General features: G+C 73.3%; 22 protein-coding genes. 19 read left to right on the top strand and 3 right to left on the bottom strand.

Annotation, left to right across the window (positions count from 1 at the left end; all coding sequences use genetic code 11):
* Positions 1-24: 24 nt before the first annotated feature.
* From aroQ to nusB, 4 genes are read left to right on the top strand one after another with little or no spacing between them, the layout of a single operon-like run.
* Entirely contained in the window at positions 25-459 is a 435-nt protein-coding gene (gene aroQ, locus BN344_RS00525) for a type II 3-dehydroquinate dehydratase (RefSeq protein WP_040336602.1), read from the top strand.
* Positions 460-482: 23 nt separating this feature from the next.
* Complete coding sequence (locus BN344_RS00520; protein ID WP_040337714.1) at positions 483-1,586, top strand: M24 family metallopeptidase; 1,104 nt, start codon at positions 483-485, stop codon at positions 1,584-1,586.
* Entirely contained in the window at positions 1,587-2,147 is a 561-nt protein-coding gene (gene efp, locus BN344_RS00515) for an elongation factor P (protein WP_040336601.1), read from the top strand. It begins immediately after the preceding gene.
* Positions 2,148-2,163: 16 nt separating this feature from the next.
* Positions 2,164-2,574: a transcription antitermination factor NusB gene (gene nusB, locus BN344_RS00510; RefSeq protein ID WP_040336600.1), complete on the top strand. Its 411-nt coding sequence runs from the start codon at positions 2,164-2,166 to the stop codon at positions 2,572-2,574.
* A gap of 112 nt (positions 2,575-2,686) precedes the next feature.
* On the opposite strand, the gene BN344_RS00505 is transcribed toward nusB, so the two are convergent.
* A complete protein-coding gene (locus tag BN344_RS00505; protein ID WP_040336599.1) occupies positions 2,687-3,733 on the bottom strand; it encodes an ABC transporter permease subunit in 1,047 nt (348 codons plus the stop codon).
* The gene (locus tag BN344_RS00500) at positions 3,730-4,683 is read right to left on the bottom strand and encodes an ABC transporter ATP-binding protein (protein ID WP_040336598.1); all 954 of its coding nucleotides are present in this window, start codon (positions 4,681-4,683) and stop codon (positions 3,730-3,732) included. Before BN344_RS00500 ends, BN344_RS00505 begins: the two co-directional genes overlap by 4 nt.
* Positions 4,684-4,843: 160 nt before the next feature.
* On the opposite strand from BN344_RS00500, the gene BN344_RS20025 reads away from it, so the two are divergent.
* Positions 4,844-5,137, top strand: coding sequence for a DUF1330 domain-containing protein (locus BN344_RS20025; RefSeq protein ID WP_040336597.1), 294 nt, complete (start codon positions 4,844-4,846; stop codon positions 5,135-5,137).
* Between the two features lie 66 nt (positions 5,138-5,203).
* Here BN344_RS20025 and bldD read toward each other — a convergent pair whose 3' ends face one another.
* Positions 5,204-5,758, bottom strand: coding sequence for a transcriptional regulator BldD (gene bldD / locus BN344_RS00490; protein ID WP_081788280.1), 555 nt, complete (start codon positions 5,756-5,758; stop codon positions 5,204-5,206).
* Between the two features lie 249 nt (positions 5,759-6,007).
* Here bldD and pyrR point away from each other — a divergent pair, with 249 nt between their 5' ends.
* The 14 genes from pyrR to BN344_RS20455 form a co-directional block, all read left to right on the top strand.
* Complete coding sequence (gene pyrR / locus BN344_RS00485; protein ID WP_040336596.1) at positions 6,008-6,643, top strand: bifunctional pyr operon transcriptional regulator/uracil phosphoribosyltransferase PyrR; 636 nt, start codon at positions 6,008-6,010, stop codon at positions 6,641-6,643.
* Positions 6,640-7,560: an aspartate carbamoyltransferase catalytic subunit gene (locus BN344_RS00480; protein ID WP_040336595.1), complete on the top strand. Its 921-nt coding sequence runs from the start codon at positions 6,640-6,642 to the stop codon at positions 7,558-7,560. Before pyrR ends, BN344_RS00480 begins: the two co-directional genes overlap by 4 nt.
* A complete protein-coding gene (locus BN344_RS00475; protein ID WP_040336594.1) occupies positions 7,557-8,861 on the top strand; it encodes a dihydroorotase in 1,305 nt (434 codons plus the stop codon). Before BN344_RS00480 ends, BN344_RS00475 begins: the two co-directional genes overlap by 4 nt.
* A 74-nt stretch (positions 8,862-8,935) precedes the next feature.
* A complete protein-coding gene (carA, locus tag BN344_RS00470; RefSeq protein WP_040336593.1) occupies positions 8,936-10,102 on the top strand; it encodes a glutamine-hydrolyzing carbamoyl-phosphate synthase small subunit in 1,167 nt (388 codons plus the stop codon).
* Positions 10,102-13,449: a carbamoyl-phosphate synthase large subunit gene (gene carB, locus BN344_RS00465; RefSeq protein ID WP_040336592.1), complete on the top strand. Its 3,348-nt coding sequence runs from the start codon at positions 10,102-10,104 to the stop codon at positions 13,447-13,449. Before carA ends, carB begins: the two co-directional genes overlap by 1 nt.
* A complete protein-coding gene (locus BN344_RS00460; RefSeq protein ID WP_231486382.1) occupies positions 13,446-14,330 on the top strand; it encodes an iron-sulfur cluster-binding protein in 885 nt (294 codons plus the stop codon). The genes carB and BN344_RS00460 overlap by 4 nt, the downstream gene beginning before the upstream one ends.
* Positions 14,327-15,265, top strand: coding sequence for a dihydroorotate dehydrogenase (locus BN344_RS00455; RefSeq protein WP_231486381.1), 939 nt, complete (start codon positions 14,327-14,329; stop codon positions 15,263-15,265). The genes BN344_RS00460 and BN344_RS00455 overlap by 4 nt, the downstream gene beginning before the upstream one ends.
* The gene (gene pyrF, locus BN344_RS00450; protein ID WP_040336591.1) at positions 15,262-16,140 is read left to right on the top strand and encodes an orotidine-5'-phosphate decarboxylase; all 879 of its coding nucleotides are present in this window, start codon (positions 15,262-15,264) and stop codon (positions 16,138-16,140) included. Before BN344_RS00455 ends, pyrF begins: the two co-directional genes overlap by 4 nt.
* Positions 16,141-16,454: 314 nt before the next feature.
* The gene (mihF, locus tag BN344_RS00445) at positions 16,455-16,781 is read left to right on the top strand and encodes an integration host factor, actinobacterial type (RefSeq protein WP_040336590.1); all 327 of its coding nucleotides are present in this window, start codon (positions 16,455-16,457) and stop codon (positions 16,779-16,781) included.
* A gap of 41 nt (positions 16,782-16,822) precedes the next feature.
* Entirely contained in the window at positions 16,823-17,422 is a 600-nt protein-coding gene (gene gmk, locus BN344_RS00440; RefSeq protein ID WP_040336589.1) for a guanylate kinase, read from the top strand.
* 52 nt (positions 17,423-17,474) lie between these two features.
* Positions 17,475-17,738 (top strand): DNA-directed RNA polymerase subunit omega, encoded by a 264-nt coding sequence (gene rpoZ, locus BN344_RS00435; protein WP_012949163.1) that lies wholly within the window; start codon positions 17,475-17,477, stop codon positions 17,736-17,738.
* 156 nt (positions 17,739-17,894) lie between these two features.
* Positions 17,895-19,121 (top strand): bifunctional phosphopantothenoylcysteine decarboxylase/phosphopantothenate--cysteine ligase CoaBC, encoded by a 1,227-nt coding sequence (gene coaBC / locus BN344_RS00430; protein ID WP_040336588.1) that lies wholly within the window; start codon positions 17,895-17,897, stop codon positions 19,119-19,121.
* 124 nt (positions 19,122-19,245) lie between these two features.
* Positions 19,246-20,439 carry a methionine adenosyltransferase gene (gene metK, locus BN344_RS00425; RefSeq protein WP_040336587.1) on the top strand — a complete coding sequence of 398 codons (1,194 nt, stop codon included), beginning with the start codon at positions 19,246-19,248 and terminating at the stop codon, positions 20,437-20,439.
* A gap of 46 nt (positions 20,440-20,485) precedes the next feature.
* The coding region (locus tag BN344_RS20455) for a primosomal protein N' family DNA-binding protein (protein ID WP_462475925.1) at positions 20,486-21,586 on the top strand (1,101 nt) is incomplete at its 3' end.

The raw sequence follows: 21,586 nt of genomic DNA, 5'->3' as shown, positions 1-21,586 counted from the left end.
CACCACCCCGACAGGAGCACCCGCATGACCATCCAGGTCCTGAACGGCGCCAACCTCGGCCGGCTGGGCACGCGCGAGCCGGAGATCTACGGCTCGACGACCTACGCCCAGCTCGTCGACGTCCTCGAGACCACCGCGCGGGAGCTGGAGCTCGACGTGCGGGTCCGCCAGACCGACGACGAGGCCGAGCTGCTGCGCTGGATCCACGAGGCCACCGACGCCGGCGACCCCGTCGTCCTCAACCCGGCCTCGTGGTCGCACACGTCGGTCGCGCTGCACGACGCCCTCGCGGCCCTGAACACCCCGCTGGTCGAGGTGCACATCAGCAACATCCACAAGCGCGAGGCCTTCCGGCACCACTCCTACGTCTCCTCGGTCGCCGACGGCGTCATCGCCGGGCTCGGGGTCGAGGGCTACGTGCTCGCGCTGCAGTGGATGTCGCTCCGGGGTCACCGGTGAGCGTGGCGGGAGCGGCGGGGCGGGTGGCGAGCAGAGCGGCCCGGCGCGACGTCCTGCGGGCCACCGCCGCCCAGCGCGGGCTCGACGCCGTCCTGGTCACCAACCTGCTCAACGTCCGCTACCTGACCGGCTTCACCGGGTCCAACGGCGCGCTGCTGGTCCGCACCGACGGCGCGGACCTGTTCGGCACCGACGGCCGCTACACCACCCAGGCGTCCACCCAGGTCCCCGACGTGGAGCTGCTCGTCGACCGCGGCACCGTGCCGGCGCTGGCCCGCGCCGCGGTGCGCGCGGGGCTGGGCCGGCTGGGCTTCGAGTCCCACGACCTCACCGTCGACGGCCTGGACCAGCTGCGCGCGGTCCTCGCCGACGCCGCGGACGGCGGCACCGTGCCGGAGCTGGAGTCGGTCCGCCGTGCCGTGGAGGGGCAGCGGGCGATCAAGGACGCCGGCGAGATCGAGTCCTTGCGCCGCGCCTGCGCGGTCGCCGACCAGGCGCTCGCCGAGCTCGCCGCCGAGGGGGCGCTGCGGCCCGGCCGGACGGAGCTGGAGGTCGGCCGGGAGCTGGACGCGCGGATGCTCGCCCTGGGTGCCGAGGCGCCGTCCTTCGAGACGATCGTCGCCGCGGGGGCCAACTCCGCCATCCCGCACCACCGGCCCGACGCGACCGTCCTGCGCGACGGCGACCTCCTCAAGCTGGACTTCGGGGCGACCGTCGACGGCTACCACTCCGACATGACCCGCACCCTCGTCCTGGGCCATGCGGCCGACTGGCAGCGGGAGATCTACGCGCTCGTCGCCGAGTCCCAGGCCGCCGGTCGCGCGGCGCTCGCCGTCGGCGTCGACGTCGTCGCCGTCGACGAGGCCTCCCGGGAGGTCATCGCGGCCGCGGGCCACGGCGACCACTTCACGCACGGGCTCGGGCACGGCGTGGGGCTGGAGATCCACGAGGCGCCGGGCATCGGCCCGCTCGGCGCGGGTACGCTGGCCGCCGGCATGGCCGTCACCGTGGAGCCGGGCGTCTACCTGCCCGGCCACGGCGGTGTCCGGATCGAGGACACCTTGATCGTCACCGACGACGAGCCCGAACTGTTGACCCTCACGAGCAAGGAACTGCTGGTTCTCTAGATGGCTACCACCAACGACCTCAAGAACGGCATGGTCCTCAAGCTGGACGGCCAGCTCTGGTCCGTCAACGAGTTCCAGCACGTCAAGCCCGGCAAGGGCGGCGCGTTCGTGCGCACGACGCTGAAGAACGTGCTCTCGGGCAAGGTCGTCGACAAGACATTCAACGCCGGCACCAAGGTCGAGACCGCCACGGTCGACAAGCGGAACATGACGTACCTGTACAAGGACGGCACCGACTTCGTCTTCATGGACGGCGACACGTTCGACCAGATCCCGGTCCCGGCCGAGACCGTCGGCGGCGGCGCGGACTACCTCCTGGAGAACACCGAGGTCACCGTCGCGATGCACGAGGGCGTGGCTCTCTACGTCGAGCTCCCGGTGACCATGGAGCTCGTGGTCGAGCACACCGACCCCGGCCTGCAGGGCGACCGCTCCACCGGCGGCAACAAGCCGGCGACGCTGGAGACCGGCGCGCAGATCCAGGTGCCGCTGTTCATCTCGACGGGCGAGAAGCTCAAGGTCGACACCCGGGACGGCCGGTACCTCGGCCGCGCCAACTGACCTCGCGGCTCCTTCCATGGCTGCCCGCACCAAGGCGCGCAAGCGCGCCGTCGACGTCCTCTACGAGGCGGACGTCCGCAACCGCGACCGGAAGGCGCTGCTCGCGGAGCGGGTGGCCGACGGCAACCCGCCGATCCCCGAGCACGCGATCCGGCTGGTCGAGGGCGTCGAGGAGCATGCCGGCCGCATCGACGCGCTGATCGAGGCGCACGCGGCCAACTGGTCGCTCGACCGGCTGCCCGACGTCGACCGCGCCATCCTGCGCATGGCCGTCTACGAGCTGCTCTGGGCCGACGACGTCCCCGACGCCGTCGTGATCGACGAGGCCGTGGAGCTGGCCAAGACGCTGTCGACCGACGACTCGCCCGCGTACGTCAACGGCGTCCTCGGCGCCATCCTGCAGGCGGAGATCCCCAGCTCCTCGTGAGCTGGGAGTTCCGCGTCGCGGGGCCCGGAGGGTTCCCGACGCGGAACTCGGACGCGCTCGTCGCCACTGGGGGACGGCACGTGGCCGCGGTGTCGTCCGGAGGACGACAAAGTCATTGCAGGTCGCGTCTGGCGAAGAGGACGGCGCCGATGCCGACGACGACCAGCGTGACGGCACCCAGGTAGACGCCGGACTGCAGATGGCCCAGGTAGTACTCGGTCTGCTGGAAGAAGCCGTCGGTGCTCGGGCCCCGGTCCTCGATGTAGAGGGTCGCTCCGCCGTCCTGGACCAGCGCCGCGGCGTTGTTGCTCAGCAGCCACGGCTGCCAGGTCGGCCGCAACACGCGGACGAAGTTCTCCACGATGATCAGGTAGACGAACGCGATGCCCAGCGCCGCACCGGTGTTGCGCACCAGGTTGGCCAGCCCGAAGGCGAGCAGCGCGGCGATCACCGTGAGCAGGACGCCGCGGGCCTGGGTCTGCAGGAGGGCGCTCCAGAAGCCCTCCGGCAGCGCGGCATCGCTGCCGACGGCGGCGCGCAGGAGGGCCGAGACGCCCAGCCAGGACGCCTGGGCCAGGACGCCGATGAGCGCCGCCGCGCCGGTGAGGACGACGACCTTCGCGGCCATCACCTGCATCCGCCGGGGCACCCAGAACAGCAGCGCGACGATCGAACGCGTCGACCACTCGGCGCCGATCCAGGTGGCTCCGACCAGCGCGGCGATGACCGCGCTGATCGCGGCGAAGCCCATCGCGCCGTTCGTGCCCTCCGACTCGAAGTCGAAGGGGGCCTTGCTCAGGTACCACGACAGCTCGTAGTCGTCGGCGGTCTGTTCCGGGCCGCAGAACTCGTCGGCGGACACCCCGTCGGGGAGATCGGCGTCGGCCAGGCACTCCTGGCGGAACTGCTCGTTCATCGCGACGTCCGCGGCGATCTGCTGCTCGGCGCGCGCGATGTCGGCGTCGCCGGGCGTGCCGAACTGGGTGAGAGCGATCGTGGTCCCGACGATGCAGGCGGCGATCGCGAGCAGCAGGACGACCTGGATGAAGCGGCGGGACCGGAACCGGTGCGCCTCCGAGCGGAGCAGGCTGCCGAAGCTCGACCGGTGCGTGGGCGGGCCGGCGGGTGGCGCGGGGGGTCGTTCCACGGCGGTGCTCATGCCTGCGTCCCACCGGCGGCGGGGCCGGTGATCGACGGGTCTCCGGTGATGGCGAGGAAGGCGCTCTCCAGGTCGGGGGTCACCCGTCTCAGCTCCTCGAGGTAGAGGCCGGCTCCGGCCAGCACGCGGGTGATGTCGCTGGGGGTGTCGACGGCGTGGACCATCAGCGCGCCCTCGGCGGGGGAGACGGAGAACCCGGCCCGCTGCAGCACGCCGGCAGCGGTGGCGGGGTCGCCGATGTGCACGATCACGTCCCCGGAGCCGCGGCTGGCCAGCACCTCGCCGACCGGCCCGGAGGCGACGCAGCGTCCTCGCGCCAGGATCGACACCGAGTCGCACACCTGCTGGATCTCGGGGAGCAGGTGCGAGGAGAGCAGCACGGTGGTGCGCCCGTCGCGGCCGAGCCTGCGGATGAGCTCGCGCACGTCACGGATCCCGGCGGGGTCGAGGCCGTTGCTCGGCTCGTCCAGGATCAGCAGCCGCGGCTCCTTGAGCAGCGCCGCGGCGATGCCGAGCCGCTGCTTCATGCCGAGCGAGTAGCCCTTGAACCGGTCGGCGGCCCGGTCGGTGAGGTCCACCAGCTCCAGGCACTCCTCGACCCGGGCGCGCGAGACCCCGGCGGCCTCGGCGAGCAGCTGCAGGTTGAGCCGCCCGGAGAAGCCGGGGAAGAACAGCGGGGTCTCGACGAGGGCGCCGACCGCACCGATGACGTCGGGCAGGCCGTCGGGGACCGGCTGGTCGAGCAGCCGGATCTCCCCGCTGCCGGAGTCGGCGGCCACCAGCCCGAGCAGGATCCGGATGGAGGTGGTCTTGCCCGAGCCGTTGGGGCCGAGGAAGCCGTGCACGCCGCCGTACTCGACCAGCAGGTCGAGGCTGTCGAGCGCCTTCTGGGGCGGGCGGCCCCGGCGGCGGTAGCTCTTGGACACCGCGGTCAGCTGCACGGCCGGCATGGGATCTCCCTGCTCCGCGGGCCCAGCGCCCCGGTGGCAGCACCCTGGCACAGCGGCGACGGCGGGGGAGAGCACCGGCGCGCGTGTCGTCGCCGGGGCCCATCGGCCATCCTGTGCACCGTGGCGCGCGCGGACGTGCCCTGAGCTTTCGGAGGCGGTCGTGGCCAGGGCCTACTGGATCAACACGTTCACCGAGATCCGGGACGACGAGCGCCTCACGGAGTACATCCGGCTCGCGGGTCCGGCGATGCAGGCGGCCGGCGGCCGCTTCCTGGCGCGGGGCACCCCCGCACACGCGCTCGAGGGAGCGTCACTGCTGCGGACGACGCTCATCGAGTTCCCCAGCGTCGAGGCGGCGTTCCAGGCGTACCACAGCGACGGGTACCAGCAGGCGCTGCGCGCGCTCGGGGACGCCGCGGATCGGGAGATCCGCATCGTCGAGGCCCTGGAGTAGGGCCGGCCGGCTCCCGCAGCCGTCGTCGCCCGTTCACCACGAGATCGCGCTGAGTGCTGCTCCGGGTCACCTCGGGGAGCGGCGGCGCTCCCAGTTCGGGTCGAGCTCCTCGTCGTCGTCATCGGGGCCGCCGAAGCCGACGACGCTCTCCATGCCGGGGGAGAGGACCCCCCACTCGATGAGCCGCGTGGTCAGCTCGTCGGGGCTCATGTCGTAGATGATCGCCAGCGACTTGAGGTCCTCGGCGCGGATGGAGAGGACCTTGCCGTTGTAGTCGTGCCGCTGCGCCTGGATCGTCGAGGCGTACCGGGCCAGGGGGCCGGCCTCGTCGGCGGGCAGCGAGCCCAGCGACTCGAGGTTCAGCACGATCTTGGTGCTGGAGGTCACCGCGGAGCTGGGCCGCGGGTCGGGGAGCAGTTCGGAGACGGGCACGCCGTAGAAGACGGCGAGCTCGGAGAGCCGCTGCACGGTGACGGCGCGGTCGCCGCGCTCGTAGGAGCCGACGACGACGGCCTTCCAGCGGCCGTGGGACTTGTCCTCCACCCCCTGGAGGGAGAGGCCCTGCTGGTTGCGGATGGCGCGGAGCCTGGCGCCCAGGGCGCGCGAGTAGTCGGTGCTCATCGCTGTCTGCTCACTGTCCGTCGTCTCGGTAAGGGCCACGTCGTCACGGAGCGTACTGGTCGAGCGGCACCCGCGACAGGCCGACTCCCGCGTTCCCGGCGAACGGGCGACGGGCCCTCAGCGGGCCGACTGAGCCCCGACCAGCGGGTTCCGCACCGGTCGACGTCGTTCCGCGGGCGTGCAGTACCGTCATGGCCGGTCCACCCACTCCTTTAACGACCCGTCCAGTGAGGCGGGGAAGGAGGCCTGATGGCCAGCTCGCACGAGCCTGCCCGCAGTCCGGCGCCCTCCAGCGGCGACCCGACGGCAGGAACCGTTCTCTCCGCCTCCGACGTCGCCCGCATGGTCGACCGGATGGCCCACCAGCTCATCGAACGGGCAGCCGCCGACGCCCCGGGTTCAGCGGACGGCGGGCTCTCCGGGCTGGTGCTCGTCGGCATCCCGACCCGGGGCGCCCCGCTGGCCCGCCGCCTCGCCGCGCGCATCGAGGCCTTCTCGGGGGCCGCGGTCGACGTCGGCACCGTCGACATCACCCTCTACCGGGACGACCTCCGGCGGCACGGCGTCCGGGCGCTGGAGCCCACCGAGCTCCCCGCCGGCGGGATCGACGACCGGCTGGTCGTCCTCGTCGACGACGTCCTCTACTCCGGCCGGTCGGTGCGCGCCGCGCTCGACGCGCTGCGGGACCTCGGTCGCCCCCGTGCGGTGCAGCTCGCCGTCCTGGTCGACCGGGGTCACCGCGAGCTGCCGATCCGCGCGGACCTGGTCGGCAAGAACCTGCCCACCTCGCGGGCTCAGAAGGTCCTGGTCCGGCTGACCGAGACCGACGGCGTGGACGAGGTGCTGCTCACCGAGGGGCAGCGGACGGGGGAGCAGGGTTCATGAAGCGCCATCTGCTGGAGGCCGCCGACCTCGACCGGGAGGATGCGACCCTCGTCCTGGACACCGCCGCCCAGATCGACCAGGCGCTGGCCGGCCGCGAGGTCAAGAAGCTGCCCACGCTGCGCGGTCGGACGGTGGTGAACCTCTTCTACGAGGACTCCACCCGCACCCGCATCTCCTTCGAGCTGGCCGCCAAGCGGCTCTCGGCCGACGTCATCAACTTCTCGGCGAAGGGCAGCAGCGTCTCCAAGGGGGAGAGCCTCAAGGACACCGCGCTGACCCTCGAGGCGATGGGCGCGGACGCCGTCGTCGTCCGCCACTCGGCGTCGGGTGCCCCGCACCGGCTGGCGAACTGGGTGCGCGGCAGCGTGGTGAACGCCGGAGACGGCACCCACGAGCACCCGACGCAGGCGCTGCTGGACGCGTACACGATCCGGCAGCGGCTCGGCCGGCTCGAGGGCGTCCGGGTCGCGATCGTCGGCGACGTCCTGCACAGCCGGGTGGCCCGCTCGAACGTCGGGCTCCTGCACACCCTGGGTGCGGAGGTCACGCTCGTCGCGCCGCCGACCCTGCTGCCGGTGGGTGTCGGCAGCTGGCCGGCCGAGGTCAGCTACGACCTCGACACCGTGCTGCCCAAGTCCGACGTCGTGATGATGCTGCGGGTGCAGGCCGAGCGGATGAACGCCTCGTTCTTCCCGAGCGCCCGCGAGTACAGCCGCCGCTACGGGCTGGACGCCCGCCGGATGGCCCTGCTGGACGACGAGGCCGTCGTCATGCACCCGGGCCCGATGAACCGCGGGATGGAGATCGCCGCCGAGGTGGCCGACTCCGCCCGTTCCACGATCGTCGAGCAGGTCGCCAACGGGGTCTCCACCCGCATGGCCGTGCTCTACCTGCTGCTCGGAGGGGCTCCCGAATGACCTCGTACCTGATCAAGGGCGCCCGCCCGCTGGGCGGCGACCCTGCCGACATCCTGCTCACCGACGGCCGGATCGCCGCGATCGGCGAGTCCCTGTCCGCGACGGACGCCGAGGTGGTCGAGGCGGCGGGCCTGGTCGCGCTCCCCGGCCTGGTGGACCTGCACACGCACCTGCGCGAGCCGGGCCGCGAGGACGCCGAGACCGTCGAGACGGGCAGCCGCGCCGCTGCCCTGGGCGGCTTCACCGCGGTGCACGCCATGGCCAACACCGACCCGGTGGCCGACACCGCCGGCGTCGTCGAGCAGGTCTGGCGCCTGGGCCAGGAGGCCGGCCTGGTCGACGTCGTCCCCGTGGGCGCGGTGACCATCGGGCTCAAGGGCGAGCGGCTGGCCGAGCTCGGCGCGATGGCCGACTCCGCGGCCCGCGTCCGGGTGTTCTCCGACGACGGGCACTGCGTCGCGGACCCCGCGCTGATGCGCCGCGCGCTGGAGTACGTGAAGGCCTTCGACGGCGTCGTCGCCCAGCACGCCGAGGAGCCACGGCTCACCGCCGGCGCACAGATGCACGAGGGCGACCGCTCCGCCCGGCTCGGCCTGACCGGCTGGCCGGCCGCTGCCGAGGAGGCGATCATCGCCCGCGACGTGCTGCTGGCCGAGCACGTCGGCGCGCGGCTGCACGTCTGCCACGTCTCGACGGCGGGGTCGGTGGAGATCCTGCGCTGGGCGAAGTCCCGGGGCGTCCAGGTGACCGCCGAGGTCACCCCGCACCACCTGCTCCTCACCGATGCCTGCGCCGAGTCCTACGACCCGGTGTTCAAGGTCAACCCGCCGCTGCGTACCGACGCCGACGTGGAGGCGCTGCGCGCCGGTCTCGCCGACGGGACGATCGACGCCGTCGGCACCGACCACGCCCCGCACGCGGTCGAGGACAAGGAGAGCGAGTGGGCGCAGGCCCGGCCCGGGATGCTCGGGTTGGAGCAGGCGCTCTCGGTGGTCATCGAGACGATGGTCGAGCCGGGCCGGCTCGACTGGGCCGGCGTCGCCGACCGCATGTCGGTCCGCCCGGCGCAGATCGGCCGCCTCTCCGCACTCGGTCCCGCCGCCCATGGCCGCCCGCTGGCCCCGGGTGAGCCGGCCAACCTGGTGCTCGTGGACCCGGCCACCCGCTCGACGGTCGACCCCGCGGCGCTGGCCAGCCGCAGCCGCAACAGCCCCTATGCCGGCCGGGAGCTCCCCGGCCGGGTGGTCGCGACGTTCCTCCGGGGGACGCCGACCGTGCTCGACGGAAAGGCCGTTCGATGACAGCGAGTGAGCATCGCAGCGAGGAACGAGCGAGGCGCGGAGCGAGCGCGGAATCGGACAGGAAGGCACAGCAAGTGACAGAAGCGGTCCTCGTGCTCGAGGACGGGCGCACGTTCCACGGTGAGTCCTACGGGGCGGAGGGGACGACGGTCGGCGAGGCGGTGTTCGCCACCGGGATGACCGGCTATCAGGAGACGCTGACCGACCCGAGCTACGCCGGCCAGATCGTCGCGATGACGGCCCCGCACATCGGCAACACCGGCGTCAACGGCGAGGACGACGAGAGCCGGCGCATGTGGCCGGCCGGGTTCGTCGTCCGCGACCCCGCCCGCCGCACGTCGAACTGGCGCTCCACCGGCAGCCTGGACGACGAGCTGGTCGCGCACGGGATCATCGGGATCAGCGGCATCGACACCCGGGCGCTCACCCGCCACCTGCGCGACCGCGGCGCCATGCGCGCCGGCATCAGCACCGAGCTGAACCCCGGCCGGCTGCTGGAGCGGGTGACCGCCAGCGAGAGCATGAAGGGCGCCGACCTCGCGCCGTCGGTGAGCACCACCGAGGCCTACGTCGTCCCGGCGGTGGGGGAGAAGCGGTTCACCATCGCCGCCCTGGACCTGGGCATCAAAACCGCTACCCCGCGGCACCTGGCCGCCCTCGGCGTGGAGACCCACGTGCTGCCCTCGACGGCGACCGCCGAGGAGCTGCTGGCGGCCGGCCCCGACGGGGTCTTCCTCTCCAACGGTCCCGGCGACCCGGCGGCCGCCGACTACGCCGTCGCGGCGGTGCAGGGCGTCCTGGACGCCCGCCGGCCGCTGTTCGGCATCTGCTTCGGCAACCAGATCCTCGGCCGCGCGCTGGGTCTGGGCACCTACAAGCTGCGCTTCGGCCACCGCGGCCTCAACCAGCCGGTGCTGGACCGGGTGAGCGGCACGGTCCGGGTGACCAGCCACAACCACGGCTTCGCCGTCGACGCCCCGCTCGACCGGCCCACCGACACGCCCTACGGGCAGGTGGAGGTCAGCCACGTCGGCCTCAACGACGACGTCGTGGAGGGCCTGCGCTGCCTCGAGGTGCCCGCGTTCAGCGTCCAGTTCCACCCGGAGTCCGCGGCCGGGCCGCACGACGCCGCGCCACTGTTCCAGCGTTTCGTCGATCTGATGGAGGAGGCCCGGGCGGGGACGGCGTCCGCGGGCGGGCCGTCCCTGGTCGTCGAGCACAGCACCGGGGAGAAGAACTGATGCCGAAGCGGACAGACATCGAGCACGTCCTGGTGATCGGCTCCGGGCCGATCCTCATCGGCCAGGCCGCCGAGTTCGACTACTCCGGTACCCAGGCGTGCCGCGTGCTGCGCGCCGAGGGGCTGCGGGTCAGCCTGGTCAACAGCAACCCGGCGACGATCATGACCGACCCCGAGGTCGCCGACGCCACCTACATCGAGCCGCTGACCCCGGAGTTCGTCGAGAAGGTCATCGCCAAGGAGCGTCCCGACGCGCTGCTGGCCACCCTCGGCGGGCAGACCGCGCTGAACATCGCGATCGGCCTCTACGAGAACGGCACCCTGGAGAAGTACGGCGTCCAGCTCATCGGCGCCGACGTCGACGCGATCAACCGCGGCGAGGACCGGCAGAAGTTCAAGGACATCGTCCGCTCCATCGGCGCCGACGCCCCCCGCTCGCGGGTCTGCGGCACCGTCGAGGAGGCGATCGAGACCGCCGAGGAGGTCGGTTACCCGGTCGTCATCCGGCCCAGCTTCACCATGGGCGGGCTCGGCTCGGGCTTCGCGACCGACGAGGCGATGCTCCGCCGCATGGCCTCGCACGGGCTGGCCGACTCCCCGGTGCACACCGTGCTCATCGAGGAGTCGGTGTTGGGCTGGAAGGAGTACGAGCTCGAGCTGATGCGCGACCGCAGCGACAACGTGGTGGTCATCTGCTCGATCGAGAACATCGACGCGATGGGCGTGCACACCGGTGACTCGGTGACCGTGGCGCCGGCGATGACGCTCACCGACGTCGAGTACCAGAAGATGCGCGACGTCGGCATCGCGGTGCTGCGCGAGGTCGGGGTGGACACCGGCGGCTGCAACATCCAGTTCGCGGTCAACCCGGAGGACGGCCGGCTGGTCGTCATCGAGATGAACCCGCGGGTCTCCCGCTCCAGCGCGCTGGCGTCGAAGGCCACCGGCTTCCCGATCGCCAAGATCGCCGCGAAGCTGGCCATCGGCTACACCCTCGACGAGATCACCAACGACATCACCGGCGTCACCCCGGCCGCGTTCGAGCCGACGCTGGACTACGTCGTCGTCAAGATCCCGCGGTTCGCCTTCGAGAAGTTCCCCGGCGCCGACCCCCGCCTGACGACGACGATGAAGAGCGTCGGCGAGGTCATGTCGATGGGCCGCAACTTCGCCGAGGCCCTGGGCAAGGCGATGCGCTCGACCGAGACGAAGAAGGCCGGCTTCTGGACGGAGCCCACCTGGGTCGCCAGTGCGGGCGACCAGGCAGCCGAGCGGACGACCGCCGAACTGCTGCTGGAGGCCCTGCGTACGCCGGTCGACGGCCGGCTGTACCTGGCCGAGGCCGCCCTCGGCGCCGGTGCGACGATCGAAGAGGTAGCGGCTGCCAGTGGATTCGATCCATGGTTCGTCGACCAGATCGCGCTGATCCGCGAGGTCGGCGTCGCTGTGCACGACGCGCCGTCCTTGACGCCGGAGCTGCTCCGCCGCGCCAAGCGGCACGGCCTGTCCGACCGGCAGATCGCCGTGCTGCGGCCGGAGCTGGCCGGCGAGGACGGCGTCCGCGCGCTGCGCTGGCGCCAGGGCATCCGGCCGGTCTACAAGACCGTCGACACCTGCGCCGGCGAGTTCGCCGCCCGCACGCCGTACCACTACTCCTCCTACGACGAGGAGACCGAGGTCGAGCCGCGCGAGAAGCCCGCGGTGCTGATCCTGGGCTCCGGCCCGAACCGGATCGGGCAGGGCATCGAGTTCGACTACTCCTGCGTGCACGCCGTGATGGCGCTGCAGGACGCCGGCTACGAGGCGGTGATGGTCAACTGCAACCCCGAGACCGTCTCCACCGACTACGACACCGCCGACCGGCTCTACTTCGAGCCGCTCACCTTCGAGGACGTCCTCGAGGTGGTCGAGGCCGAGCGCGCCGCCGGTCCGGTCGCCGGGGTCATCTGCACCCTGGGCGGCCAGACGCCGCTGGGCCTGGCGCAGCGGCTCAAGGACGCCGGGGTGCCGGTGCTGGGCACCTCGCCCGAGGCGATCGACGACGCCGAGGACCGCGGCGCGTTCAGCCGGGTGCTCTCCGACACCGGCCTGCTCGCCCCCAAGCACGGGATGGCCACCACGTACGAGTCGGCCCGCGCCATCGCCGCCGACATCGGCTACCCGGTGCTTGTCCGGCCCTCGTACGTGCTCGGCGGCCGGGGCATGGAGATCGTCTACGACGACGCCACGCTCGAGGCCTACATCGCCAAGGCCACCGACGTGAGCGTCGACCACCCGGTGCTGGTCGACCGGTTCCTCGAGGACGCCGTCGAGATCGACGTGGACGCCCTCTACGACGGCACCGACCTCTACCTGGGCGGGGTCATGGAGCACATCGAGGAGGCCGGCATCCACTCCGGCGACTCGGCGTGCGCCCTGCCGCCGATCACCCTGGGCACGGCGGACCTGCTCAAGATCCGGGCGGCCACGGAGAAGCTGGCCGAGCGGATCGGCGTCCGCGGGCTGATGAACGTCCAGTACGCGATCAAGGACGACATCCTCTACGTGATCGAGGCCAACCCGCGGGCCAGCCGCACGGTGCCCTTCGTCTCCAAGGCGACGGCGGTGCAGCTGGCGAAGGCCGCCGCCCGGATCGCGGTGGGGGAGACGATCGCCTCGCTGCGCGCGGCCGGCGTCCTCCCGGCGGCCGGCGACGGCACCGACCTCCCCGAGGGTGCGCCGATCTCGGTCAAGGAGGCGGTCCTGCCGTTCAACCGCTTCCGCACCGTCGAGGGCTTCGGCGTGGACACGCTGCTCTCCCCGGAGATGAAGTCGACCGGCGAGGTCATGGGCCTGGACACCGAGTTCGGCACCGCGTTCGCCAAGTCGCAGGCGGCCGCCTACGGGTCGCTGCCGACGGAGGGCACGGTCTTCGCGTCCCTGGCCAACCGCGACAAGCGGGGCGCGATCTTCCCGGTCAAGCGGCTGGCCGACCTCGGCTTCCGCATCCTCGCCACGGTGGGCACCGCCCAGGTGCTGCGGCGCAACGGCGTGGCCGCGGAGGTCGTCGGCAAGTACAGCGAGGGCCCGGGCAACGTCGTCGAGGCCATCCTCGCCGGCGACGTCGACATGGTGGTCAACACGCCGTTCGGGGCGCCGGGCAACAGCGGCCCTCGTCTGGACGGCTACGAGATCCGCACCGCGGCCGTGTCGGCCGGGATCCCGTGCATCACCACGGTGCAGGGAATGGCCGCCGCGGTGCAGGGCATCGAGGCGCTGCGCCAGGGCGGCATCGGGGTGCGCAGCCTGCAGGAGGTGCACGCGGCGCTGGCCGAGGGGCTGCGCGCCGCCGCGGGGACGCCCTCGTGACGGCGGAGCACCTGACGACGCCGGCGCCGCAGGCGGACGCGGCGCCGGTGCAGCGCACCGTCGAGGTGGTCGGCGCCCGCCCGGTGGACGCCTACGTGGAGCTGCGGCTGGCCGCGCCCGAGATCGCCGAGCGCGCCCAGCCCGGTCAGTTCGTCGCCTTCGCCGTCGGCGGGGAGACCTCCGGCCTGCTGCTGCGTCGCTCGATCGCGATCAGCACCGCCGAGGACGGCGTGGTGACCGTCGTCGTCTCGGCCGCCGGACCGGGATCCACCTGGCTCACCCAGCGCCGGGTCGGGGACACCGTCGACGTCGTCGGCCCGCTCGGCCGGCCGTTCCCGGCGCCCCCGGCGAGCGCCCGCGCGCTGCTGGTGGGCGGTGGCTACGGCGCCGCGGCGCTCGTGGGGCTGGCCGCGCAGCTGAAGGCCGCGGGACACGAGGTCGCCGCCGTCGCCGGTGCCGCGGCCGCCGACCGGCTGTGCTCCGTGCAGGAGCTCACCGGCCTCGTCGACACCCTCGCCGTCACCACGGACGACGGCAGCTCCGGCCGCCGGGGCCTGGTCACCCTCGCCGTCGACGAGCTGCTGCCCGACTGCGGGGTCGTCTACGCCTGCGGTCCGATGCGCATGCTGCAGGCGGTCGCCGACGCCGCCACCGCGCGGGGCATCCCGTCCTACGTCGCCGTCGAGGAGTCGATGGCCTGCGGCATCGGGGTCTGCATGACCTGCGTGCTGCCGGTCGTGGGGGAGGACGGGCAGACCCGGCTGTCCCGGTCCTGCACCGAGGGGCCCGTCTTCGGCGGGGACCGGGTGCGTTTCGACGACGTCGGGACCCTGCCCTGGGACGTCGTCGGCGCCGACGCGATGGGAGTGACCCGACCGTGACCACCGTGCAGACCGCCGTCGACATGTCGACCGCGCTGGGCGGGGTGTCGATCCCCAGCCCGGTGCTGACCGCCTCCGGTTGCTCGGCCTTCGGCCGGGAACTGGAGCCGTTCGTGGACCTGACCGCCATCGGCGCGGTGGTGACCAAGTCGGTGCAGCTGCGGCCGCGCTCCGGCCGGCCCACCCCGCGGATGGCCGAGACGCCCAGCGGCATGCTCAACTCGATCGGCCTGCAGGGACCGGGCATCGAGGGTCTCCTCGCCGGCGAGCTGCCCTGGCTCGCCGAACGGGGGGCGCGCGCGTTCGTCTCGATCGCCGGCGTCCGCGTCGAGGACTTCGCCGAGCTGGCCACCCGGCTACGCGGGGTGCCGGGCGTGGCCGGGCTGGAGGTGAACATCAGCTGCCCGAACGTGGAGAGCCGGGGCGAGGTGTTCGCCTGCGACCCGGTCGCCGCCTCCGACGTCGTGTCCGCGGTGCGCGCCGCCGCCGACCCGGCCCAGCCGGTCTACGCCAAGCTCAGCCCCGACGTCACCGACATCGTCTCCGTCGCCCGGGCCGTGGTGGACGCCGGCGCCGACGGCCTGTCGATGATCAACACCCTGCTCGGTCTGGTCATCGACCCCGACACGATGAAGCCGCTGCTGGGCGGGATCACCGGCGGCCTCTCCGGCCCGGCGATCCGGCCGGTGGCGCTGCGCTGCGTGTGGCAGGTGCACGCGGCGCTGCCGGAGGTGCCGATCCTGGGCATGGGCGGCATCCGGTCCGGTCTGGACGCGCTGCAGTTCGTGCTCGCCGGGGCGTCGGCCGTCTCGGTGGGCACCGCCGTCTTCAACGATCCGTCGGCGCTCGGCCGCATCCACGCGGAGCTGGCCGCCGCACTCGAGCAGCGCGGGTTCCCGAGCCTGCGCGAGGCAGTGGGGTACGCACACCGATGACGACGTCGTTCGGATCCCGGCTGGCCGACTCGGTCGCCGAGCGCGGCCCGCTGTGCGTGGGCATCGACCCGCACGCGCCGCTGTTGGCGCGGTGGGGACTGCCCGACAGCCCCGAGGGTCTGGCCCGGTTCACCGACGCCGTCGTCGACGCGCTGGCCGGCTCGGTCGCCGTCCTCAAGCCGCAGCTGGCGTTCTACGAGCGGCACGGCTCCCGCGGGCTCGCCGTCCTGGAGGACGCCGTCGCGCGCGCCCGGGCTGCCGGCGCCCTCGTGCTGCTCGACGCCAAGCGGGGCGACATCGGCTCGACGATGGACGCCTACGCCGACTACCTGCGCCCCGACCACCCGCTGGCGGTCGACGCGATGACGGTCAGCCCCTACCTCGGCCCCGGCTCGCTGCAGCCGGCCGTCGACACCGCCCGGCAGCACGGCGGCGGGCTGTTCGTGCTGGCCCGGACCTCCAACCCGGACGCCGGCACGCTCCAGCACGCCCTGGTGGGGGAGCGGAGCGTCGCCCAGGTCGTCGTCGACACCGTCCGCGGCTGGAACACCCCCGGCTGGGTGGTCGGCGACCCGCTGCCCGACCTCGGCGCGGTCCAGGACATGGCGAGCCGGTTCGGAGCCACCACCGGTTCCTTCGGCGTCGTCGTCGGGGCGACCCTCCGGGAGCTCGACGTCGACCTGACCGGCCTGGGTGGTCCGGTGCTGGCCCCCGGCCTGGGCGCGCAGGGGGGCTCGCCCGCCGACCTGCGCCGGCTCTTCGGCAGCGGCACCGCCGTCGTCCCGACCGTCTCCCGCGACGTGCTCGCGGCCGGGCCCGACGTCACGGCGCTCCGTGCGGCAGCCGACCGGTGGGCGGAGGCCCTCGCCGGCTGAACGGGCTCCGGCGTGTCGTGCACCGGGCGTGTCGACGGAACCGCGCAGTTCAGCGGTGCACAACCCACCCGGAACACGAACGTCCGGAAACCCTCCTGACCTGCGAGGATGACCGTGGGTGATCGGCGTCGTGAACGTCTCGTGAAGACCCGCCGCCGACCGGTCGGGGGTTCGGCGCGCGACACCGGTGACCTGCGGATTTGCCGGGGATAGCGTTCCTGGTGAGGCTCAGCCCCGTACGCCGTCCCTCTCCGACCGAATCCGCGAACAGCACGCCGGCAACGTTGCCGGCGACGACACGATTGGGTTGCACCATGCCCCTTCCCGACCTGTCCCCGGAGCAGCGCGCCGCCGCACTCGAGAAGGCCGCCGCCGCCCGCAAGGCGCGGGCCGAACTGCGCGAACGGCTGAAGAGCAAGGGCGCCACCGTCGGCGACGTCCTCAAGCAGGGCGACACCGACGAGGTGATCGGCAAGATGCGGGTGTCGGCGGTCCTGGAGTCCCTCCCGGGTGTCGGCAAGGCGCGTGCTGCGAAGATCATGGAGCGCCTGGAGATCTCCCCGACGCGCCGCGTGCGGGGACTGGGTGCCAACCAGCGCCGCGCGCTGGAGACGGAGTTCGGCGGCGAGCAGGTCGGCTGAGCCCGGACCGGCGCGCACGCACGACCGGACGAGGACGACGCGTGGGAACTGGTACACCGGCACGGCTCACCGTGCTCTCGGGGCCCTCCGGGGTCGGCAAGGGCACCGTGGTGGCCGAGGTCCGGCGTCGGCACCCCGACGTGTGGGTCTCGGTCTCGGTGACGACCCGGCGCCCTCGCCCCGGTGAGGTGCCGGGCGTCCACTACCACTTCGTCGACGCCGCCGAGTTCGACCGGCTGATCGCCTCCGACGGTCTGCTCGAGTGGGCGGAGTACGCGGGCAACCGCTACGGCACCCCGGTCGCCCCGCTGCGCGAGCGGCTCGGGTCCGGCGCCCCCGCGCTCCTGGAGATCGAGTTGCAGGGCGCCCGCCAGGTGCGCGAGCGCGCGCCCGAGGCCCAGCTGGTGTTCCTGGCCCCACCGTCCTGGGGCGAACTGGTCAACCGTCTCGCCGGTCGGGGCTCCGAGCCGGCGGCCGTGCAGGAGGCCCGGCTGACCATCGCGCGGGCCGAGCTGGAGGCCGCGGACGAGTTCGACGTGGTCGTCGTCAACGACGACGTGGCCCGTGCCGCGGACGAGTTGGTAGGCTTGCTGACTGCGCCGTCGCCCGGACACGTCCGGAGCAGCGGCGCTCACGAATAGCGGACGCGGTCCCGCCGCCCCCGCTGAACCGATCTGAGGAGCACGCCCGCCCGTGTCCGGAGTCGCACCTGCCCCCGAGGGCATCACCAACCCGCCGATCGACGAGCTGCTCGAGCGCACCAGCAGCAAGTACGGCCTGGTCATCTTCGCCGCCAAGCGTGCGCGCCAGATCAACGCCTACTACAGCCAGCTCTCCGAGGGCCTGCTGGAGTACGTCGGCCCCTTGGTCGACACCGCCCCGCAGGAGAAGCCCCTGTCGATCGCGCTGCGCGAGATCAACGAGGGCCTGCTGACCCACACGGCCGGCGAGAACTGAAAAAGGACCCCGGTCCCTCTCACCCCCTCGCAAGCTCAGGGGCGAGCCTCCGGACCGGGGCCGCGGCTGGTGGCGTGAGAACGTCATCCGCCTTTGTGATGAGGACGCCCCCGGCTGGTACCGGGGGCGTCGTCGTGTCTGCGGCAGGATGAGCCCATGAGCCGGATCGTGCTGGGAGTCAGCGGTGGCGTGGCCGCGTACAAGGCCGCCCTGCTGCTGCGCGCGTTCACCGAGGCCGGTCACGACGTGCGGGTGGTCCCGACGCCGGGCGCGCTGCACTTCGTCGGCGCCGCCACCTTCGAGGCGCTGTCCGGCAACCCCGTCACCACCGACGTGTGGTCCGACGTCCCCGAAGTCGCGCACGTCCGCATCGGGCAGACCGCCGACCTCGTCGTCGTCGCCCCGGCCACCGCGGACCTGCTGGCCCGCGCCGCCGCCGGCCGCGCGGACGACCTGCTCACCGCCACGCTGCTCACCGCGCACTGCCCGGTGGTGTTCGTGCCGGCGATGCACACCGAGATGTGGCTGCACCCGGCCACGCAGGACAACGTCGCCACCCTCCGCCGCCGCGGTGCCGTCGTCCTGCCGCCCGCGGTCGGCCGGCTCACCGGCCCCGACTCCGGCCCCGGCCGGCTGCCCGAGCCCGCCGACATCGCGGCGCTGGCCGATGTGGTCCTCACGTCCGGTGCCGCCGTCCTCGCGCACGACCTCGCCGGCCGGCGGGTCGTCATCAGCGCCGGTGGCACCCGTGAGCCGCTCGACCCGGTCCGCTACCTGGGCAACCGCTCCTCCGGCAAGCAGGGCTGGGCGCTGGCCCGGGTGGCCGCCGCCCGCGGTGCCGAGGTCGTCCTGGTGGCGGCCAACGTCGAGCTGCCGGCGCCGTTCGGTGTCCGGGTGGTCCCGGTCGGGACCGCCGAGGAGCTGCGGTCGGCGATGCACGCGGAGGCCGCGGACGCCGACGTCGTGGTGATGAGCGCCGCCGTCGCGGACTTCCGCCCGGCCAGCGTCGCCGGCGCCAAGATGAAGAAGGACTCGGCGGGGGAGCCGGACTCCGTCCCGCTGGTCCGCAACCCCGACATCCTCGCCGAGCTGGTGACGAAGCGTCGACCCGGCCAACTGGTCGTCGGCTTCGCCGCCGAGACCGGTGACGACGACGCCGACGTCCTGACCCACGCCCGCGCCAAGCTGGCCCGCAAGGGCTGCGACCTGCTCGTGGTCAACGACGTCTCCGGCGGGCAGGTCTTCGGCCGCGCCGACAACGCGGTCGCCGTCCTGGCCGCCGACGGCGCCTCGACGGAGATCGGTCTGGGCACCAAGGACACCGTCGCCGCCGGCATCTGGGACGTCGTCGCCCCGCGGCTCGAGCCCGCGACGCAGGCCTGACCCGCGTCACCCGGGGGAACGACCCGCCGTTCCGGGGCGGGTCGGTGCGCCAGGTAGCCTCCGTGGCGAGTCGTGGTCCCCGAGCGGCTCGACCACTCGTGTCCAGCGACCCAGGAGTACCGACATGTCACGCCGTCTCTTCACGTCCGAGTCGGTCACCGAAGGGCACCCGGACAAGATCGCCGATCAGATCAGCGACTCGATCCTGGACGCGATGCTGGCCCAGGACCCCAAGAGCCGCGTCGCGGTCGAGACCATGATCACGACCGGCCAGGTGCACATCGCCGGTGAGGTCACCACCGCCGGCTACGTCGACATCGCCGCGATCGTGCGCGACACCGTCCTCCGCATCGGCTACGACTCCTCGCGCAAGGGCTTCGACGGCGCCTCGTGCGGCGTCAGCGTGTCGATCGGCGCGCAGTCGCCCGACATCGCCCAGGGCGTGGACACCGCCTACGAGGCCCGCACCGGGTCGGCCGAGGACGAGCTGGAGCGCCAGGGCGCCGGCGACCAGGGCCTGATGTTCGGGTACGCCACCGACGAGACGCCCGAGCTGATGCCGCTGCCCATCGCGCTGGCCCACCGCCTCGCCCGGCGGCTGTCGGCGGTGCGCAAGGACGGCTCGGTGCCCTACCTGCGCCCCGACGGCAAGACCCAGGTCACGGTCGTCTACGAGGACGACCGGCCGGTCGCCGTCGACACCGTGGTGGTCTCCTCGCAGCACGCCGAGGACATCTCCATCGAGCAGCTGCTCGCGCCCGACATCAAGGAGCTCGTCGTCGAGCCCGAGCTGGCCGCCCTCGGCCTGCCCACCGACGGCTACCGCCTCCTGGTGAACCCGACCGGCAAGTTCGTCATCGGTGGCCCCATGGGTGACGCCGGGCTGACCGGCCGCAAGATCATCGTCGACACCTACGGCGGCATGGCCCGCCACGGTGGCGGCGCCTTCTCCGGCAAGGACCCGTCGAAGGTCGACCGCTCCGCGGCCTACGCCATGCGCTGGGTGGCCAAGAACGTCGTCGCGGCCGGCCTGGCCAAGCGCTGCGAGGTGCAGGTGGCCTACGCGATCGGCGCCGCGCACCCCGTCGGCCTCTTCGTCGAGACCTTCGGCACCGGCACCGTGGCCGACGACGTCCTGGAGAAGGCGATCACCTCGGTGTTCGACCTGCGCCCCGCCGCGATCGTGCGCGACCTGGACCTGCTGCGCCCGATCTACGCCCCGACGGCGGCCTACGGCCACTTCGGCCGCACCGACGTCGACCTCCCGTGGGAGCGCCTCGACCGCGTCGACGCGCTGCGCGCGGCCGTGGGCGGCTGAGCACCTGGACGCACCTGTCCCTTCCGACGACCCGGGCCGCCAGCTGGTGGCCCGGGTCGTCGTCGATGTGCCCCTGGCGCACCTCGACCGGCCCTTCGACTACGCCGTACCGGAGAAGTTCGCGGACACGGTGACGGCCGGCTGCCGCGTGCGGGTGCGCTTCCACGGCCGGCTGGTCGACGGCGTGGTCTGGGAGCTGGGCGACGACTCCGAGTTCGCCGGGACGCTGCAGCCGCTGTCGCACGTGCCCTCCGGGGAGCCGGTGCTCACCCCGCAGGTGGCCCGGCTGGTGCGCACCGTGGCCGACCGCTACGCAGGCACGGCCGGCGACGTGCTGCGCCTGGCGCTGCCCCCGCGCCGGGCCAACGCCGAGAAGCGGGAGAGCCCGACACCCGACGCGCTGCCGGAGCCGCCGGACCCGGCCGGGTTCGCCCGGTACGGCGCCGGCCCCGCCCTGCTCGACGCCCTGGCCGACGGCCGTCCGGCCCGCGCGGTCTGGACGGCGCTGCCCGGGGAGGACTGGCCGGCCCGGCTCATCGAGTTGTGCCGCGCGGCGCTGTCGGGACGGCGGGGCTCGCTCGTCGTCGTGCCGGACGGCCGGGACCTCGACCGGCTCGCCGCCGCGGCTGCCGGCCTGCTGCCGGCGCACTCCTTCACGGTGCTGCGGGCCGACGACTCGCCGGAGAAGCGCTACCGGGCGTTCCTGGCCGCCTCGCGTGGCGCGGCCCAGGTGGTGCTGGGCACGCGCGCGGCCATGTTCGCGCCCGTCCGCGACCTGGGCCTGGTGGTCGTGTGGGACGACGGGGACGACCTGCACGCCGACGAACGGGCGCCGTACCCGCACGCGCGCGACGTGCTGATCCAGCGGGCCTGGCTGGACGACTGCGCCGCAGTGGTCGCCGGGACCACCCGTACCGCCGAGGGTGCGCTGCTGGTCGAGTCGGGCTGGGCGCACGAGCTGGTCGCCGACCGCGCCGTGCTGCGCGCCGCCGCGCCCCGGGTGCAGGCGCTCGGGGAGGACTTCGAGCTGGCCCGGGACGCCGCGGCGCGCTCGGCCCGGCTGCCGTCACTGGCGCACGAGGCAGCGCGGAAGGCGCTGGCCGCGGACGCGCCGGTCCTGGTGCAGGTGCCCCGGCGCGGCTACGTC

The organism is Candidatus Blastococcus massiliensis AP3, from assembly GCF_000582785.1.
Taxonomy (GTDB): domain Bacteria; phylum Actinomycetota; class Actinomycetes; order Mycobacteriales; family Geodermatophilaceae; genus Blastococcus; species Blastococcus massiliensis.
Note: the sequence above shows the minus strand (reverse complement) of the source record. Positions and strands in the feature narration are given on the sequence as shown.